Genomic DNA, 17,526 nt, shown 5'->3' on the forward strand with positions numbered 1-17,526 from the left:
TCCGGTTCCCCAACGGACTCCGCCAGGACGACGCGATGAACCGAGTGTTGTACCCAGGTACCTTCGACCCGATTACCAAAGGCCATGGCGATCTGGTCGAACGCGCCTCTCGTTTGTTCGACCATGTGATCATCGCAGTCGCGGCCAGCCCCAAGAAAAACCCGCTGTTTCCCCTGGAACAGCGCGTGGAGCTGGCGCGTGAGGTCACCAAGCACCTGCCCAACGTGGAAGTGGTGGGCTTTTCCACGTTGCTCGCGCATTTCGCCAAGGAGCAGAACGCCAATGTGTTCCTGCGTGGCCTGCGCGCGGTGTCGGACTTCGAATACGAATTCCAGCTGGCCAACATGAACCGCCAACTGGCGCCGGACGTGGAAAGCCTATTCCTCACGCCGTCGGAACGTTACTCGTTCATTTCCTCGACGTTGGTCCGTGAAATTGCCGCTTTGGGCGGGGATATCACCAAGTTCGTGCATCCGGCCGTGGCTGATGCGCTGACGCTGCGCTTCAAGAAGTAATGTGGTGAGCGGGCTTGCCCCGCTCACCACAGCTCGCACTGCGGGCGCCAATGCGGCACAATTGCGCGCATTAGTTTTCAGATGCCTTGGCTGACAGCCCTGGCAGGAGTTTCCATGTCCCTGATCATCACCGACGATTGCATCAATTGCGACGTCTGCGAACCCGAGTGCCCGAACGCCGCCATCTCCCAGGGCGAAGAGATCTACGTGATCGACCCCAACCTGTGCACCCAGTGCGTCGGTCACTACGACGAGCCGCAGTGCCAGCAGGTGTGTCCGGTGGATTGCATTCCGCTGGATGAAGCCCATCCGGAGACGGAAGAGCAGTTGATGGAGAAGTACCGGAAGATTACCGGTAAGGCTTGAGCTTCTTCAGCGCCTATCAGGGCCTCATCGGGGGCAAGCCCCCTCCCACATTTGAATTCATTCGCAAGTCAAAAAGTGGGAGGGGGCTTGCCCCCGATAGCGATATCAACCACTACACAGCAATCAGCTCTGGCACCTGGGGCAAAACACACTCGCCCGCTGCCCCAGCACCATATTGCGCAGCTCAGTCCCGCAGACCTTGCACGCCTCGCCACCGCGGCCGTAGACGAACAACTCCTGCTGGAAATACCCCGGCTGCCCATCGCCACCGATAAAGTCCCGCAACGTGGTGCCGCCACGCTCGATTGCCGCCGCCAGAATGCGCTTGATCTCGACTGCCAGCTTCAAATAACGCCCGCGTGAAATGCCGCCGGCCGCGCGACGTGGATCAATCCCCGCCGCAAACAACGCCTCAGTCGCATAGATGTTACCTACGCCCACCACCACCGCGTTGTCCATGATGAACGGTTTCACCGCCATCGACTTGCCGCGGGACAGCTGGAACAACCGCTCACCGTCAAACAGCTCGGTCAACGGCTCCGGCCCCAGGCGAATCAGCAGTTCATGGTTGTGCGGGTCCTGGCTCCAGAGCATCGCGCCGAAACGCCGAGGGTCGGTGTAGCGCAGGGCCAGGCCGGATTCCAACTCGATATCCACATGTTCATGCTTGGCCGCCGGCATGCCGACCTCGACCAGGCGCAAGTTGCCCGACATGCCCAGGTGGCTGATCAAAGTGCCCACTTCGGCATTGATCAACAGATACTTGGCGCGCCGCTCCACCAGCACGATGCGCTGGCCGGACAGGCGCACATCCAGGTCTTCCGGGATCGGCCAGCGCAGGCGCCGCTCACGCACCACCACGCGGCTGACCCGCTGGCCTTCCAGGTGCGGCGCAATCCCACGCCGGGTGGTTTCGACTTCTGGTAACTCGGGCATGTGTACCTCGTGAGGGGGGGATCAGTGCGCGCCCAGTTCGCGGATCGACAACTTCAGGCTTTCGAAGTCGTAGTCCGACAGGCCCACATAGTCCAGCACCAGGTGGCCGATGGCATTCCACTCATGGTCCACCGACTGGTTGCCCAGCACGCGGCAGGACGAGCAGATGTGCTCGGCCATCTTCAGGATCGCCAGCAGGTTTTTCAGCTGCGGATTGCGCGACGTCTCATCGCTGAAGATCGCCAGGGCATTGTGGTGGTTGGCGATGGCGTCGGTCACATGCTCCGGCAGGCGCCAGGACTTGGCGGTGTAGTAGCCGACCACCGCATGGTTGGTGTTGAACGCATTGTTTTCGGTGTCGACCACGCGGCAGTCGGGGCCGGCGTTGGCGTAGGCCTCTTCGAGCACCGTCATGTAGTTGGGGAAACGCTTGAGCATCAGCGGCACGCCGCAGTCGTGGAACAGCCCCAGGGCATAGGCCTCGTCCACCGCCTGGGCGCCGGTGCGCTTGGCCAGGGTGAGGCAGGTCATGGCCACGTCCTGGGCGGTGTCCCAGAAGCGGTTGAGGGTGACGATGGTGTCGTCGCTCATCTCGCCCCTGATCGACAGGGCGTTGATCAGGTTGATGATCGAGCGGCTGCCCAGCAGGTTCACCGCGCGCTGGATCGAGGCGATCTTGTTGCTCAGGCCGTAATAGGACGAGTTGACGATCTTCAGCAGCGCGCCGGACAGGCCCGGGTCCTGGGAGATCAACCGCGCGATCACTTCCAGGTCCGGGTCGGGCATGTACTGCTCCATCTGCAAATCCACCATGATTTGCGGCTGAGGCGGCACGCTGATGCCTTGGAGGGCCTGCTGGATCTGTTCGGCGGAAAGCTCTTGGGACATAAGTACACACTCTGGGCTAGGTGGGGATTCTAACCCTTATCAACCCTCGGCTGACACCTCCCCGCACATCCGGCAGCCCGGCCATTTCCTACATAACAAGGTATACTCCCGCTCTTTTTTCCGGAGCGACGTCATGTCCCTGCCAAGCCTGCGTCTCAAAGCCAACGCCGATCGTCGTTTGCGCAACGGCCACCTGTGGGTCTACAGCAACGAAATCGACGTGGCCGCCACCCCTCTGCACGGCTTCCAGGCGGGCGACCAGGCCATCCTGGAAGCGGCCGGCGGCAAGACCCTGGGCATCGTGGCCATGAGCCCGAACAACCTGATCTGCGCACGCCTGCTGTCGCGCGACATCAAGTTGCCACTGGACAAGTCGCTGCTGGTGCACCGCCTGAACGTCGCCCTGTCCCTGCGTGATCGCCTGTTCGACAAGCCGTTCTACCGCCTGGTCTACGGCGATTCCGACCTGCTGCCGGGCCTGGTGGTCGACCGTTTCGGCGACATCCTGGTGGTGCAGATCGCCTCGGCGACCATGGAAGCCCATAAAGACGACGTGATCGCCGCCCTGACCCAAGTGCTCAAGCCGAGCGGCATCCTGTTCAAGAACGACTCCGCCGCGCGCGACGCCGAAGGCCTCAACCGCTACGTCGAAACCGTGTTCGGCCTGGTGCCGGAGTGGGTGGCGCTGGAAGAAAACGGCGTGAAATTCGAAGCCCCGGTGATCCAGGGCCAGAAAACCGGTTGGTTCTACGACCACCGCATGAACCGCGCGCGCCTGGCCCCGTATGCCAAAGGCAAACGCGTACTCGACCTGTACAGCTACATCGGCGGCTGGGGCGTGCAAGCCGCGGCCTTCGGCGCCAGTGAAGTGTTCTGCGTCGACGCCTCGGCCTTCGCCCTCGATGGCGTGGAGCGCAACGCCGCGCTGAACGGCGTTGCCGAGAAGATGACCTGCATCGAAGGTGACGTCTTCGAAGCCCTCAAGGAATTGAAAGCCAGCGAAGAACGCTTCGACGTGATCGTCGCCGACCCACCGGCCTTCATCAAACGCAAGAAAGACATGAAGAACGGCGAAGGCGCCTATCGCCGCCTGAACGAGCAAGCCATGCGCCTGCTCAGCAAGGACGGCATCCTGGTCAGCGCCTCGTGCTCCATGCACCTGCCGGAAGACGACCTGCAGAATATCCTGCTGACCAGCGCCCGCCATCTGGACCGCAATATCCAGATGCTGGAACGTGGCGGGCAGGGCCCGGATCATCCGGTGCATCCGGCGATTGTCGAGACGCGGTATATCAAGAGCATTACGTGCCGGTTGTTGCCAAACAGCTAAAGCCAAGCACAGATAAAAATGTGGGAGTGGGCTTGCCACCTCCCACATTTGTTTTGTGGTTGCCGTGAAAACTTTTCCTACCCAAGCAAGCCACGTCCATTCAGGAAGTTTCTCTCAACACTTTTGATTGAATTCCACTTTTCGCAGACTAGTATCGGTTTCTGGCTTTACTCCGGAAAACAAAAACAATGTCTGGGCCCACCCTCTCCCGCTTCATCCTCATCACCTGCATCTCACTGATCAGCTTTTTCCCGATCAATATCCTGCTCCCGTCGTTCCCCGCCCTGTCCGCCCGGTTCGACACGCCCAGCGCAGACATCGCACTGTCCATCAGCCTGTTCACCCTGGTCTTTTCCATCTCCCAACTGCTCGCCGGTCCGCTTTCGGATAAATGGGGGCGCAAGGAAGTCCTGCTCGGCTGTATCACGCTGTCGATCCTCGGGGCGATAGGTTGCGCCATGGCACCGGATTACCTGACCTTCCTGCTGTTCCGCACGGTCCAGGCCATGGGCTGCGGCTTCTTCGTACTGGGCCATGCACTGGTGGAAGACCTGTTCGACGAACAGGACCGAGCCCGGGTGCGCCTCTATTACATGACCCTGAGCGGCTCGTTTGTCGCGCTGTCGCCGCTGATCGGCTCCTGGCTGCAAACCACCTTCGACTGGCAAGGGAGCTTCTATGGGTTTGCGCTGATGGCATCGGGCATGTTGATCCAGGCGCTCTGTATCCTGCCGTCGAAGTCCTCCAGCCCGCACCGCGAACCGGTATCCATCATCGGCACACTCAAGGCCGTGGCGCGCAATCGGGACTTTCTGCGCTATTGGTGGATCGCCGCCCTGGTGTTTGCCTGCTACTTCGCCCTGATCAGCGTGACGCCGCTGATTTTCATGGATGCGCTGAAGCTGTCCGAATACCAATATGCGCTGGTGCTGATGGTGTACGGCCTGGCCTACCTGCTCGGCGGCGTTGCTGCCTCGTACCTGCAAAAACGCATGGCGCTGTCCCGGCAAATCAATATCGGTCTTGGCTTGCTGCTCGTCGCAGGCGCGCTGTTAACGCTGATCGTCAGCATTGAAGCCATGACCACTGTGACCTTGTTGATCCCGATGCTGATCAGCGCCCTGGCCGTCACCCTGGTCAGGCCCGCCGCGATTTCCGCAGCAATGCTGTTGTTCTCCAGCAGCGCGGGCACGGCGGCGTCGGCGGGCAATAGCATCATGTTTCTCACTGCCGCTGTCGGCAGCGCGGCACTGGCCCAGGCCGGCGATCATCTATTGATGAGCATCGCCCTCAGTTTTATCGGATTCAGCCTCTGGGGGCTGGTGACCAATCGGCGGACTACGGTTCACGAACCACCGGCGTGAGCAACATGTCACTGGACTGCAACTGCCGGTAACGAGGCTTGACCAACGAGATCTTGCCCTCACGGATATCGTGGATCAGGGTCTCGGTGTCCACATAGCCGTCGGGCAGTTGCGTCCATACGAGAGGGCCGCGATCGTCCCATTCGCCCTTATCGTCCAGGACAAAAATGCGCGGCGGCTTGAAGTCATGGCGATAACTGGTGCGGGGTATCGCAAGCACTTCGGGCTGCCCGTCCTGATCGAAGTCCACCGCCCACAACACACAGCCGGGCTCGCACCCAGAGTCAGTGTTCAGGCTGAGCTCGGCAAACTGCTCGCTGCCCTTGGGCTCGGGGCCGATCCATTCCAGCTCGGGCTTGGGCCGGCGGGCACGCTCTTTTTCATACTGTTCACTGAAACTCAGCGAGGTGTCTTCCATCCGCTCACGCAAGGCACGGCGCGATTCCGGGTCCAGAATGCGCTCCTGGTCCAGGTCGACCTGCAACTTGGCATACGCCGCCTCCCCAGCCTTCTCCAGGCCAAAACGCAGGTAGTGCGCGTCAAACTCTTCAGCCTTGGTACGCCCGTCGAGCAAACGCCGGACCTGATCGTCGACGCTCAGGCGCACCGGATCGAGGATCGGCGTGTTGACCAACACCACCAGCCCACAAAACAGCAGCGCCAAGGCCGGGTTGGTAACACGCAGGTTGGCCAGCCAGACCGGCGAACGCAACACCACCGCCCACACGGCAGCCAGGCCATACAAACCACAGAGTAACGCCGCCGCCAGTGCAATGAAGCGCTGTGGCGATAAGGCATATTGCTCGACCCGCAACCAGCTCGAATAAAACGCCAGGGCGGCGAGAATCGGCAGGCACAGCAGGCTCAATTCGATAAACCGCGTTAACCATTTGGGGTACGGTGGAGGTTGAACGCCCTCCTGAAAAACACCATTGAGCAAGAACAGCTGCGCCCCCGCCAGCACCAGCAGAATCGGCGTGGAATAACCCGTCGCCCAAATCCGACCGAGCCCGGTGAACGGCAAGGTCAGGGTAAACAGCAGGCTGATCAGGGCGATCAACGGCAACAACAAGCCACAGGCGCTGAACAGCATGCCGCGCATCTGGCCGATGACTTTCTCGCTGCGCGCCGCCAGGTACATGCCCAAGGCGAACACCAACGGCAAGCTGATGCACAGGAATAGCTGGCTCCAGAAGTGGCGCTCAAAAAATTCGATGCCCAGCATCAGGAACAGTCGGCCCCATAGCTTGAGCAGCAACATGAACACCCCCACCAGGATCAGGGCATACAGCACGATGAATACGCTGTTCCAGGCCTGCTGGAACAGGTCTTCATAACGCCAGCGTTGCCCTTTTTCGGCGGGCCAGGCGAACAGAAACGTGGCACAGACATAGCTCAACACCACCACGCTGATAAACCAGGAATTGATCGCCCAGCGGTTATTGCCGACATGGTCGAGGCCGTAGCAGACCCACAGCGTCATGCCACCCATCAACAGGGTGAATGCCAGCGTAGGCAGTAACGACCGCCACTGTCGGGCTTTTTCCCCCAGCAGTTGCAAGGTGGTACCGCCCACCAACACCACGGTGTAGGTGACAAAAAACACGGTTTCGCTCAAGCGATAGAGCTGATCGGAGTAATAGAAGACGATTCCCTGGATCAGACCGATCAGCAGGTAGAACCCAAGAAAACGATGGATACCGGGCATTCCAATTCCTTTGGAGAGGGGTAGGGGCAAAGGGCCGCCAGTCTAAACAAAGCCAGCGGCCCTGAGTATCCCGTTCCCTCCAGCCGCCAGCGGTGTAGAATCGGCCCTATTCATCGCCAGTCATCCCCCGGCGGGTTTATGAGCTCAAGGCCACTGCGCGCGGCGATCCCGCAGCGTTTGAGGCAACCTCCGGACACACGGCTATTTCTGAGTGCTCCAGACGTCAATAGAAGCTCACTCCCCTGTTTAGTACTTGATTAGCCGCCCGGAGTGCTCCATGCCAGATTACCGCTCGAAAACATCCACCCACGGCCGCAACATGGCCGGCGCCCGCGCACTGTGGCGTGCCACGGGGATGAAAGATGACGACTTCAAGAAGCCGATCATCGCCATTGCCAACTCCTTTACCCAGTTCGTACCCGGCCACGTGCACCTCAAGGACCTGGGCCAACTAGTCGCCCGCGAGATCGAACGCGCTGGCGGCGTGGCAAAAGAATTCAACACCATCGCCGTGGACGACGGCATCGCCATGGGCCATGACGGCATGCTGTATTCCCTGCCGAGCCGCGAGATCATCGCCGACTCCGTGGAGTACATGGTCAACGCCCACTGCGCCGACGCCATCGTGTGCATCTCGAACTGCGACAAGATCACCCCCGGCATGCTGATGGCCGCCCTGCGCCTGAACATCCCGGTGATCTTCGTCTCCGGCGGCCCGATGGAAGCCGGCAAGACCAAACTCGCCTCCCATGGCCTGGACCTGGTCGACGCCATGGTCATCGCCGCCGATTCCAGCGCTTCTGACGAGAAGGTCGCGGAATACGAGCGCAGCGCCTGCCCGACCTGCGGGTCGTGCTCCGGCATGTTCACCGCCAACTCGATGAACTGCCTGGTCGAAGCCCTCGGCTTGGCATTACCGGGCAACGGTTCGACCCTGGCCACCCACAGCGACCGCGAGCAACTGTTCCTGCAGGCCGGCCGCACCATCGTCGAGCTGTGCAAGCGCTACTACGGCGAGAACGATGAGTCGGTGTTGCCGCGCAATATCGCCAACTTCAAGGCGTTCGAAAACGCCATGACCCTGGACATCGCCATGGGCGGCTCCACCAACACCATCCTGCACTTGCTGGCTGCGGCCCAGGAAGCCGAGATCGATTTCGACCTGCGCGACATCGACCGCCTGTCCCGCCATGTGCCGCAACTGTGCAAGGTCGCGCCGAACATCCAGAAGTACCATATGGAAGACGTGCACCGCGCCGGCGGGATCTTCTCGATCTTAGGCTCCCTGGCCCGTGGCGGCCTGCTGCACACCGACCTGCCGACCGTGCACAGCAAATCCCTGGCCGAAGGCATCGCCAAGTGGGACATCACCCTGACTGACGACGAAGCCGTGCACACCTTCTTCAAGGCTGGCCCGGCCGGTATCCCGACCCAGACCGCGTTCAGCCAGTCGACCCGTTGGGACACCCTGGACGCCGACCGTGAAAACGGCTGCATCCGCAGTGTCGAGCACGCCTACTCCAAGGAAGGCGGCCTGGCCGTGCTGTACGGCAACATTGCCCTCGACGGCTGCGTGGTGAAAACCGCCGGCGTGGATGAATCCATCCACGTCTTCGAAGGCCGCGCCAAGATCTACGAAAGCCAGGACAGCTCGGTACGCGGCATCCTCGCCGACGAAGTCAAGGAAGGCGACATCGTGATCATCCGCTACGAAGGCCCGAAAGGCGGCCCGGGTATGCAAGAGATGCTCTACCCGACGTCGTACCTGAAGTCCAAGGGCCTGGGCAAAGCCTGCGCCCTGCTCACCGACGGCCGTTTCTCCGGCGGCACCTCGGGCCTGTCCATCGGCCACGCGTCACCTGAAGCCGCTGCCGGCGGTGCGATTGGCCTGGTGCAGGACGGCGACAAGGTCCTGATCGACATTCCGAACCGCTCGATCAACCTGTTGATCAGCGATGAAGAGCTGGCAGCGCGCCGGGTCGAGCAGGACAAGAAAGGTTGGAAGCCGGTGGAGAAGCGTCCGCGCAAAGTCACGACCGCGTTGAAGGCCTATGCCTTGTTGGCGACCAGTGCCGACAAGGGTGCGGTACGTAACAAGGCAATGCTGGATGGGCTGTAAGGGCTAACCGCCACACATGAAAATGCCCCGCCAAATGCGGGGCATTTTTATATCCGGATGTAATCAGAACTGCGGCGTGTAGGTCATCGTAAACATCACATTACGCGGATCACCGTAGTAGTTGCTGCCCCAGTTCGCGTTGTAGGCAGGGATGTAATACTTCTTGTCGAACATGTTGTACAGGTTCGCCGCGACGGTGAACTCCTGGTTGATCTTGTAGGCCACCCGCGAATCCCACAGTGCATTGCCCGGCACACTGAAGGTGCGGTCGTAGGCCACGGTACTGCTTTGCGCGGTCACCCCGGCGCCGACGCTGACTTTATTCCAGTCCCCCGGCAATTGGTAATCGCCCCAGACCTTGAGCAAGTGCTTGGGCGTCCAGGTACTGAAGACCTTGCCTTCGTAGGTGTCGTCCTTGAGGAATTTGGTCGTGTTGTAGGTGTAACTGGAGACCAGTTGCAAACCCGGCAGCACTTCGCCGCCTAACGTGGCTTCAAAACCCTGGCTGCGGACTTTGCCCGAGGCGACCGAGCAGTACCAGCCATCGCAGTTCATCGGCCCTTGAAGGTCTTGGACGCCGCGATTTTCCTGATCATAACGGAAGATCGCGAACGAGGTATTGAGACGACCATCCGCCAACTCACCCTTGAGACCCAGCTCGTAGTTCTTGCCCTCGATAGGCTTGAGCAAGGAGCCGGAAGTTGTCCGGTTGGTTTGTGGTTCGAACGCATCGGCGTAACTGGCATAGGCAGACCATTGGTCATTGAGGGCATATACCAGGCCCGCATACGGCGTGACCTTGCCATTCGTCTGAGTGGCGCTTCCGGACGGACTGCCGTACACCCCCCTGGAACCACTCTGGTCGATGTAGGAATAGTCATACCAACTGGTACGTGCACCAACGATCAAGGTCAGCGGATCGAGCACTTTCACGCGCCAGGTGCCGTAGATACCTTTCTGACGAATGTCGTACCAGCTCCTCGACGCATTTCCTGCCTGAAACAGCTGGTACTTATCGCGCTGCGGACGGTTGTGGTCGATGTTGAAAATATCGGCGCCAGCCGTCGCCGCACGGGCCCATTGGTCGTCTGTGGTGAGCTTGGAATAGTTGGCGCCCAACACCATCTCCTGTTGGAAACCCAGCCCTTCAAACTCGCCGTTGACATACACATCCGCGCCGCGACTTTTGGTATTGAAGTCGGTAACCCAGTCCACATAGCGCACGTTACCGGTGTCGCCGGGGTTGGGGATGGCGTCCCACGTCGCTTGGTAGGTCGCGTCGTTATGTTCGTCCATCGCCACGAGGGCGGCTTTCACTTTCCAGTCGTCGTTGAAGCGATGCTCGATGTCGGCGAACACCTGGGTCTGGTTGTTGACGGCGCGGTTCCAGCTGGCACCGACGAAGGTGGAGCGTGACAGGCCAATATCGTTGCCGTTGGCGTAACGGGGCAGCGACATGAAGTTGGGGCGTGAATGGCCTTTCTGGTTGCTGATACCAACACCCACGGTGGTGTCAGGCGTGAAGTCGTAGTCCACCGCCCCGTAGACCGTCTGATTCCAGCCGCCGGCATAGTCGACAAAGGAATCGGTGGTGTCGTAATCCGCCACAAAGCGGCCGCGCAACGTGCCTTCGGCGTTCAGCGGCCCCCCCGCATCCACCTGGGTGCCATAGTGATCCCACGAACCGGCCTTGGCGGTGACGGTCACCGTAGGCGCCTGCTGGCCGCGCTTGCGCACCAGGTTCATGGTGCCGCCGGGGCTGTTGGCGCCTTGCAGCAAAGCGGCCGGACCGCGCAAGGTTTCGACGCGGTCGTAGATCGCCATGTTTTCGGTAAGGTAGCTGCCCAGCGCGTAGGTGTTACGCGGGATGCCGACGCCGTCGTATTGCAGGGTGCCGATCTCGAAGCCACGGGAGAAGATGAACATGCCGGGGCCCGGGGATTTGGTCGCGGTCAGGCCGGGCGTGCGCTTGACCACTTCGGAGAGCTTGGTGGTGTTCTGGTCGTCCATCTGCTTGCGGGTCATGACGCTGACCGATTGCGGGATGTCCTTGAGTTTCTGTTCGCCCTTGCCCAGGGTCACTGCGCCGGTGGTGTAGGAGCCGCTGCCTTCGGTGGTGGCGCCCAAGTGTTCGGCGCTGATGGTGGTGGCGCCGACTTCGATGGCGGAGCCTGTGTCCATGCGCTTTTCCAGGGTCACGGTGTCCGCGTTGATAAACGCCGCACTCAGCCCGGTACCGCCGAGCAGTTGCCCCAAGGCTTCGCGCTGGCCGAGGCTGCCTTTGACACCCGGCGACAGCACGCCCTGGGTCAACTCACCCGACACCAGCACCTGAACTCGCGTCACCGCCGAAAACGCCGCCAGCGCACCGTCCAGGCTTTGCCCTGCAATATCGAAACGGTAGGTCTGGGCCTGGGTGGTTTCGGCGGCCTGCAAATACAGCGGCGCAGTGCCACAGGCCATGGAAATGGCCAGTGCCAACAAGGACCGTGCGGCGAATCGATGTGCCATGGATGGTGCTCCCCGGTGCAAAAAGTCTGTGATCGGCGCCGCACTACTTGAGAGTGCTTACTATTTACGCCTCAGTGATCAAGGACGAGTGCCTGGGGAGAAACCCTGAAAGTTTTTTCAAAAAGTTGCGATTACGATGCCTTGCCTTCGCGCAACACCAGTAAATACGGGGTGTAGTGCTCGGCACGCAGGTTGAGGGTGTACTCCAGCGCTTTGATCACGGCTTCGGGCTTGTCGATTTCAAACACACCCGACACCACGCGGTTGCGCAGCGCATCACCGAGCACCAGAGTCTTGCCGGGCCAATAGCGATTCAACTCGCTCACCACTTCCGACAGCGGCTGCTGGCGGAACACCAGTTGCCGTTGGCGCCAGGCAAAGCCGCTGGCCGGGTCGAAAGCATGCACCTCGGCCAGGCGCTGGCCTTGATATTCCACGGCCCGCCCTGGCTCCAGGTACACCGGTTCACCGCTGCCGGCACTGACCTGCACCTTGCCCTGCGCCACCTGCACCCGCGTCTGCGCATCGCGCCGCGCAACGCTGAACTGCGTCCCGACCACCTTCACCCAGCCGTCGCCGGACTGCACCACGAACGGCCGTGTCGGATCCTTGGTGACGTCGAAAAAGCCTTCGCCACGCAGCAAACGGATTTGCCGTTCGCCCCCGCTCAAGCGGATCTGCACCGCGCTGTCGGTGTTGAGTTGCAGGTGCGAGCCGTCGGCCAGTTCGATGCTGCGCGACTCGCCGGTGCCGGTGGCGTAGTCCGCGCGCAGGCGATCGAGCCATGGCGTGTTCTGCACGGTAAGCCCCACGGCCAGCAACACCGCCGCAGCACACGCGCAACGCTGCCAGGCTCGCGCCGGTTCGCGCCAGGCGGCCTGTTCGGCGCGGCGAATCACCCGCGCCGGTTCGCGCAGGCCGCCGAGCATCGCCTGCACTTCCCGCCAGGCGTCATCCTGGGCCGGGCCTTGCCCCAGCCAGGCGGCAAAAGCGTCCATGTCAGCCGGCGTTACGTCCTCGGCCTGCAGGCGGAAGTACCAGCCAGACGCTTCGTCGAACAACACGTCGGCAGTGGAGGTGGCGGTCATGAGCGACGTCCTTGTTCATCGCAGGCAAGCCGCGTCTTGATGTACGCGCGGCATTCAATCAAGGCGCGACGCAGTTGGTATTCCACACTGCGTGCCGTGATCGACAGACGTTCGCCAATCTCGCGGTAGGAAAGTTCGTCGACATGATAAAGCAGGAAGATCTGCCGAGTCGCTGGGGGCAACGCCAGGATCGCATCCTGCATCAGTTGTTCCTGTTGGTAGGCGGCTAATTGCTCGTCGGCACCCGGATTGCTGCACGGCAGCTCTTCGCTGGGCTCGCCGGCGTCCAGGCGCTCACGGCGGATGGCCTGGCGCTGGTGATCGCGCACCAGGTTGCTGGCGATGGTGAAGAGGAAGGCTGGAAGGTTGTCGATCTTTTCGCCGCAGTCCATGCGAGCCAGGCGCAGGAACGACTCCTGAGTCAGGTCGGCGGCCACCTGGGCGCTGCCGGTGCGGCGAGTGACGAAGGCTTCGAGGGCTTTCTTCTGCTCCGCGAACAGGCGCGCGATCTGCGAATTCCAGGAGGGCACAGCACTACCTTGAGAAGAACGGAGGGTTCAGGAAGTGCGCACGCTAGCAGAGGATGAGATTGGTTCGCAATTGATATCTATTTTAGGCTGGATTTTGTGGTGCCCTTGAGTCCGCCATCGGGGGCAAGCCCCCTCCCACCTTTTGATGTGTGAACACATTAAAAATGTGGGAGCTGGCTTGCCTGGGATGCAGGCGACCCGGTGTTACTGAATCTCGTCAGGCTTGACGATCACCCAGTTCTTGTCCGCCGTCACCGGCAACCCTTCCTTGGCTTGCGCCTCGGCATGCTTGGCGATCATGCCGTTGAGTTGGGTCATGTATTTGTCCTTGCGGTTGATCCACAGGTGGATACCGCCCTTGGCCACGTCCACATCGTGGAACAGCATGTAACCGTCGCTGGTCGGCGTATCGCCGCCGACGATCACCGGTTTTTTCCATTCATCGATGTAGGTGAGGATCGCCGCGTGCTTGCCGGCCATCCAGGTGGCAGGGGTCCACAGGTAGGGGGTCAGCTCCAGGCCGAGGTTGGCTTTTTCGTCGTATTTACCGGCGGCGATCTGTTTACGTGCGGTGGTCAGTTCGCCCGTGTTGCGGTCCTTGAGCAAGGTCGTTACGCCAATGACATTCTCGGGTTTGACGTTGTAGCCGTACTTCGGATCGGCGGCGACCATGCGCACCAGCTCTTCCGACGCGGCGGTCATCACGTACACCTCGATGCCGTTTTCCATCAGCTTGTTGTACAGCTCGGCCTGGCCGGTGAAGACCTTCGGCGGCTGTACCTCGGACTGCTTGACCACGTCGCCTTCGAAATAGCTGACCGGCACCGGTTTGCCGGAGGCCATCAGTTCATCCACCTGGACCTTGAGTTCCTTGAGGGTGAAGCCGGAAAACACCTGCGCAACCCACGGGTAGCAGACCATGTCGTCGACTTCGCAAAGGCGGTAGTAGTAACTGAACAGACTTTCCTTATGGTCGGCGGTGTCTTTGAACGGCATCAGCTTGAGCGACGGGTCGAGGCTGTCGCGGGTGATCAGGCCCTTGTTTTCCATGTAGGGCAGCAGGGATTCTTCGAGGTCGTAGCGGTAGCTGGTGTTGTCCATGTCGAACACCGCGAAGTTACCCTTGTTGGCGTTGGCGGCGATCATCTCGTTCAGTTGTTTGGCGGCGGGTGCCGGCCAGTGTTTCAACTCGGTGGCGGCGAACGCCTGGCTGGCGAGTCCGAGGCAGAATGCGGCGGCTAGTAATTTCGGCGCGAGCTTCATAGGCGTTGTCTCCCTGAGTGAAAGACATGGACGCTAACAAATCCCTGTGACAGTTCCCAACGCGAGCACGACGGTGTGCGTCCTGATTCCGTCATGGGCATACGCCGGAGCGTCAGCAGCTTATTCCAAAAACGACAGTCGCCATTCCATATTGGTATTAAATCAATATATTTCAAGCTGTTAGGATTTCCGGTTCGCAATCGCAGGCTCACGCGATTGGCTGCCTTCTCAACGGAGCTTCAATGAATCTGCCCCTGATTCTCAACTTGCTGGTGTTCGTGGCCCTGTTGCTGGGCCTGGCACAAACCCGTCGCACCCACTGGAGCCTCGCCAAGAAGGTTCTGTTCGCCCTGGTCCTCGGTGTAGCGTTCGGTACGGCCTTGCACGCCATTTACGGCGACGGCAACCCCGTGCTCAAAGCCTCCATTGGCTGGTTCGACCTGGTCGGCAACGGCTACGTGCAACTGTTGCAAATGATCGTGATCCCGCTGGTATTCGCCTCGATCCTCAGTGCCGTGGCGCGCCTGCATAACGCCTCGTCCCTGGGCAAGATCAGCTTCCTGACCATTGGTACGCTGCTGTTCACCACCGCAATTGCCGCGCTGATCGGTATCGGCCTGACCAACCTGTTCGGCCTCACCGCCGAAGGCCTGGTGGCCGGCACCCAGGAAATGGCACGCCTGCAAGTGATCCAGAGCGATTACGCCGGCAAGGTCGCCGACCTGAATATCCCGCAGTTGCTGCTCTCGTTCGTGCCGGCCAACCCGTTCGCCGACCTGGCCCGGGCCAAGCCGACGTCGATCATCAGCGTGGTGATTTTCGCCGCCTTCCTTGGGGTTGCCGCGCTGCAACTGCTCAAGGATGACGTGGAAAAAGGCCAGAAGGTGCTCAACGCCATCGACACCCTGCAAGCCTGGGTGATGCGCCTGGTGCGCCTGGTGATGAAGCTGACGCCGTACGGTGTGCTGGCGCTGATGACCAAGGTCGTCGCCGGTTCCAACCTGCAGGACATCATCAAGCTCGGCAGTTTTGTGGTGGTGTCGTACCTGGCCCTGGGCCTGATGTTCGTGGTGCACGGCCTGCTGCTGTCGTTGGCCGGGATCAACCCGCTGCGCTTCTTCCGCAAGGTCTGGCCGGTACTGACCTTTGCCTTCACCAGCCGCTCCAGCGCGGCGGCCATCCCGCTGAGCATTGAAGCGCAGACCCGCCGCCTGGGCATCCCGCACTCCATCGCCGGCTTCGCCGCCTCATTTGGCGCGACCATCGGCCAGAACGGTTGCGCCGGTCTCTACCCTGCCATGTTGGCGGTGATGGTAGCGCCGACCGTGGGCATCAACCCGCTGGACCCGCTGTGGATCGCGACCCTGGTAGCGATTGTGACCCTCAGTTCGGCCGGTGTGGCGGGGGTGGGCGGCGGCGCGACCTTCGCCGCGTTGATCGTGCTCCCGGCCATGGGCTTGCCGGTGTCACTGGTGGCGCTGCTGATTTCCGTGGAGCCGCTGATCGACATGGGCCGTACGGCGCTGAACGTGAATGGTTCGATGACGGCGGGGGCAATTACCAGCCAGATCATGGGGCAGACGGATAAAGCGTTGTTGGATGCGGATGAGCATGCGGAGTTAGCGCAGGCCTGATAGGCCGCCATCGGGGTGTAGAACCGTAGACATCGTTTACATCTGAAACCGGGGACATCGTTTACACATTTGAGGCCTGGACGCGGGTCATACCTCGTCCAAGCCTCCCCAAGGGATAATCACACAGGTACAAATCCCAAGCATCATCTTCAGCTTCTTTGAGCCCTATCCTTTCCCCGGACAGCGCCTCGCTGATAAATACCAACTTGCCGTTCCACTTGATCGATCCGTCCTGCCTGACGCTTCGAACTTTCATTTCTGCCGGATATTCCACATCGGGCAAGCACCCTGGATAAATTCGGGTGGACGGCACATACAAGTCTCCCGGACTTTTCATGCCGAGCGCTTCGTGAGGGCGTACGTAATTAAACTCATGCCTGAAATGCTCCAGCAAAAGCTGCTGCTCGACTAAGTTTTTCCCTAAGGGCAACTCAAGTTTCAAGCTACGGTGCATTCGTTCATGGCGACCATTCTGGGCGGGCCTTCCCGGCATGGTTCGCTCGGGATAAATACCCAGCCGAATCCACCAAACTGCCAGTGTGGATATTCTTGCCAGGCCAGGAGAGGCGAACGGTACCCCGTTGTCCGAACGGATAACTTCCGGCATGCCGTACTCCTGAAAAAGCCTCTCAAAGGCCTGTTTTACAGGCTGGGTCATGATCTTGGGATGGGCCCTGCACGCTAAAATCAGCCGCGACGCATGGTCTGTGACGGTCAAAGGGAAGCACATCTGAGCATTAAGCATCTTGAACTGCCCTTTGTAGTCAGCACACCACGTCTTGTTAGGTTCGTCGGCCTTTCGCATTTGTGCGTGGGAAATGCTGTGTCGGCGTTTGAAGCGCCGCTTTTTGACGAGCCCAAGTCGGTCAAGCCATTGACCGGCCGTACTTGGAGAGGGCCAGGTGACGGAGGGATCTTCCAGCCGTAATAGCTCGAGAAGCTTTTTCGGCCCCCATTTATCGTGAGCCTCCTTCATCGCGACTACACGGGCCAAAATCTCGTCGTCGGTTTTATTTGGGCTGTTGTGAGGTCGCCGGGACAGTTCGGATAAAGACCTCAAATCGCCGTCGTGCCGGGTAATCCACTTATCGACGGTAGGTCGGCTAACGTCAAAGCGGCGTGCCAACTGGCTTTTAGTGAAGTTGCCAGAAAGCCAATCAGCTACCAGCTTGATTCTTTGATTCATGGGGGACTCTTGGTTCCAGGGCATGATCAGTTACCTCCTGATCATGCGTATTAGCCTGTAAACCATGTCCCCGGTTAGAAATGTAAAC

The 17,526-nt window shown here is 60.5% G+C and carries 14 protein-coding genes; 6 read left to right on the forward strand and 8 right to left on the reverse strand.

The window, feature by feature from the left end:
* Nucleotides 1-35: 35 nt before the first annotated feature.
* Complete coding sequence (coaD, locus tag FX984_RS17550; protein WP_003176711.1) at nucleotides 36-515, forward strand: pantetheine-phosphate adenylyltransferase; 480 nt, start codon at nucleotides 36-38, stop codon at nucleotides 513-515.
* Between the two features lie 114 nt (nucleotides 516-629).
* Entirely contained in the window at nucleotides 630-881 is a 252-nt protein-coding gene (locus tag FX984_RS17555) for a YfhL family 4Fe-4S dicluster ferredoxin (protein WP_003195146.1), read from the forward strand.
* A gap of 123 nt (nucleotides 882-1,004) precedes the next feature.
* On the opposite strand, the gene mutM is transcribed toward FX984_RS17555, so the two are convergent.
* Both mutM and FX984_RS17565 read right to left on the reverse strand, forming a co-directional pair.
* Nucleotides 1,005-1,817: a bifunctional DNA-formamidopyrimidine glycosylase/DNA-(apurinic or apyrimidinic site) lyase gene (gene mutM / locus FX984_RS17560; RefSeq protein ID WP_027606114.1), complete on the reverse strand. Its 813-nt coding sequence runs from the start codon at nucleotides 1,815-1,817 to the stop codon at nucleotides 1,005-1,007.
* Nucleotides 1,818-1,838: 21 nt separating this feature from the next.
* The gene (locus tag FX984_RS17565) at nucleotides 1,839-2,651 is read right to left on the reverse strand and encodes an HDOD domain-containing protein (protein ID WP_169898796.1); all 813 of its coding nucleotides are present in this window, start codon (nucleotides 2,649-2,651) and stop codon (nucleotides 1,839-1,841) included.
* A gap of 187 nt (nucleotides 2,652-2,838) precedes the next feature.
* Here FX984_RS17565 and FX984_RS17570 point away from each other — a divergent pair, with 187 nt between their 5' ends.
* Both FX984_RS17570 and FX984_RS17575 read left to right on the forward strand, forming a co-directional pair.
* Entirely contained in the window at nucleotides 2,839-4,035 is a 1,197-nt protein-coding gene (locus FX984_RS17570) for a class I SAM-dependent rRNA methyltransferase (protein ID WP_015373227.1), read from the forward strand.
* 188 nt (nucleotides 4,036-4,223) lie between these two features.
* Nucleotides 4,224-5,399, forward strand: a complete 1,176-nt coding sequence (locus FX984_RS17575) for an MFS transporter (RefSeq protein WP_027606116.1) — start codon at nucleotides 4,224-4,226, stop codon at nucleotides 5,397-5,399.
* On the opposite strand, the gene FX984_RS17580 is transcribed toward FX984_RS17575, so the two are convergent.
* Nucleotides 5,374-7,107, reverse strand: coding sequence for a DUF4153 domain-containing protein (locus FX984_RS17580; protein ID WP_027606117.1), 1,734 nt, complete (start codon nucleotides 7,105-7,107; stop codon nucleotides 5,374-5,376). The genes FX984_RS17575 and FX984_RS17580 overlap by 26 nt on opposite strands.
* Nucleotides 7,108-7,384: 277 nt before the next feature.
* Between FX984_RS17580 and ilvD the strand changes: the two genes are divergently transcribed.
* Nucleotides 7,385-9,226, forward strand: coding sequence for a dihydroxy-acid dehydratase (gene ilvD / locus FX984_RS17585; RefSeq protein WP_027606118.1), 1,842 nt, complete (start codon nucleotides 7,385-7,387; stop codon nucleotides 9,224-9,226).
* 63 nt (nucleotides 9,227-9,289) lie between these two features.
* On the opposite strand, the gene FX984_RS17590 is transcribed toward ilvD, so the two are convergent.
* The 4 genes from FX984_RS17590 to FX984_RS17605 form a co-directional block, all read right to left on the reverse strand.
* Nucleotides 9,290-11,737, reverse strand: coding sequence for a TonB-dependent siderophore receptor (locus tag FX984_RS17590; protein WP_146477637.1), 2,448 nt, complete (start codon nucleotides 11,735-11,737; stop codon nucleotides 9,290-9,292).
* A gap of 131 nt (nucleotides 11,738-11,868) precedes the next feature.
* Complete coding sequence (locus FX984_RS17595; RefSeq protein WP_146477635.1) at nucleotides 11,869-12,825, reverse strand: FecR family protein; 957 nt, start codon at nucleotides 12,823-12,825, stop codon at nucleotides 11,869-11,871.
* Nucleotides 12,822-13,355: an RNA polymerase sigma factor gene (locus FX984_RS17600; protein WP_092355721.1), complete on the reverse strand. Its 534-nt coding sequence runs from the start codon at nucleotides 13,353-13,355 to the stop codon at nucleotides 12,822-12,824. Before FX984_RS17600 ends, FX984_RS17595 begins: the two co-directional genes overlap by 4 nt.
* A 204-nt stretch (nucleotides 13,356-13,559) precedes the next feature.
* Nucleotides 13,560-14,618, reverse strand: coding sequence for an HAD family hydrolase (locus tag FX984_RS17605; protein WP_146477632.1), 1,059 nt, complete (start codon nucleotides 14,616-14,618; stop codon nucleotides 13,560-13,562).
* Between the two features lie 242 nt (nucleotides 14,619-14,860).
* On the opposite strand from FX984_RS17605, the gene FX984_RS17610 reads away from it, so the two are divergent.
* Nucleotides 14,861-16,252, forward strand: coding sequence for an L-cystine transporter (locus FX984_RS17610; protein WP_108573400.1), 1,392 nt, complete (start codon nucleotides 14,861-14,863; stop codon nucleotides 16,250-16,252).
* A 61-nt stretch (nucleotides 16,253-16,313) separates the two neighbouring features.
* Here FX984_RS17610 and FX984_RS17615 read toward each other — a convergent pair whose 3' ends face one another.
* Nucleotides 16,314-17,462 (reverse strand): integrase core domain-containing protein, encoded by a 1,149-nt coding sequence (locus tag FX984_RS17615; protein WP_146478394.1) that lies wholly within the window; start codon nucleotides 17,460-17,462, stop codon nucleotides 16,314-16,316.
* Nucleotides 17,463-17,526: the final 64 nt, after the last annotated feature.

Origin of the sequence: Pseudomonas marginalis, from assembly GCF_008692035.1 — a bacterium.
Lineage (GTDB): Bacteria > Pseudomonadota > Gammaproteobacteria > Pseudomonadales > Pseudomonadaceae > Aquipseudomonas > Aquipseudomonas marginalis.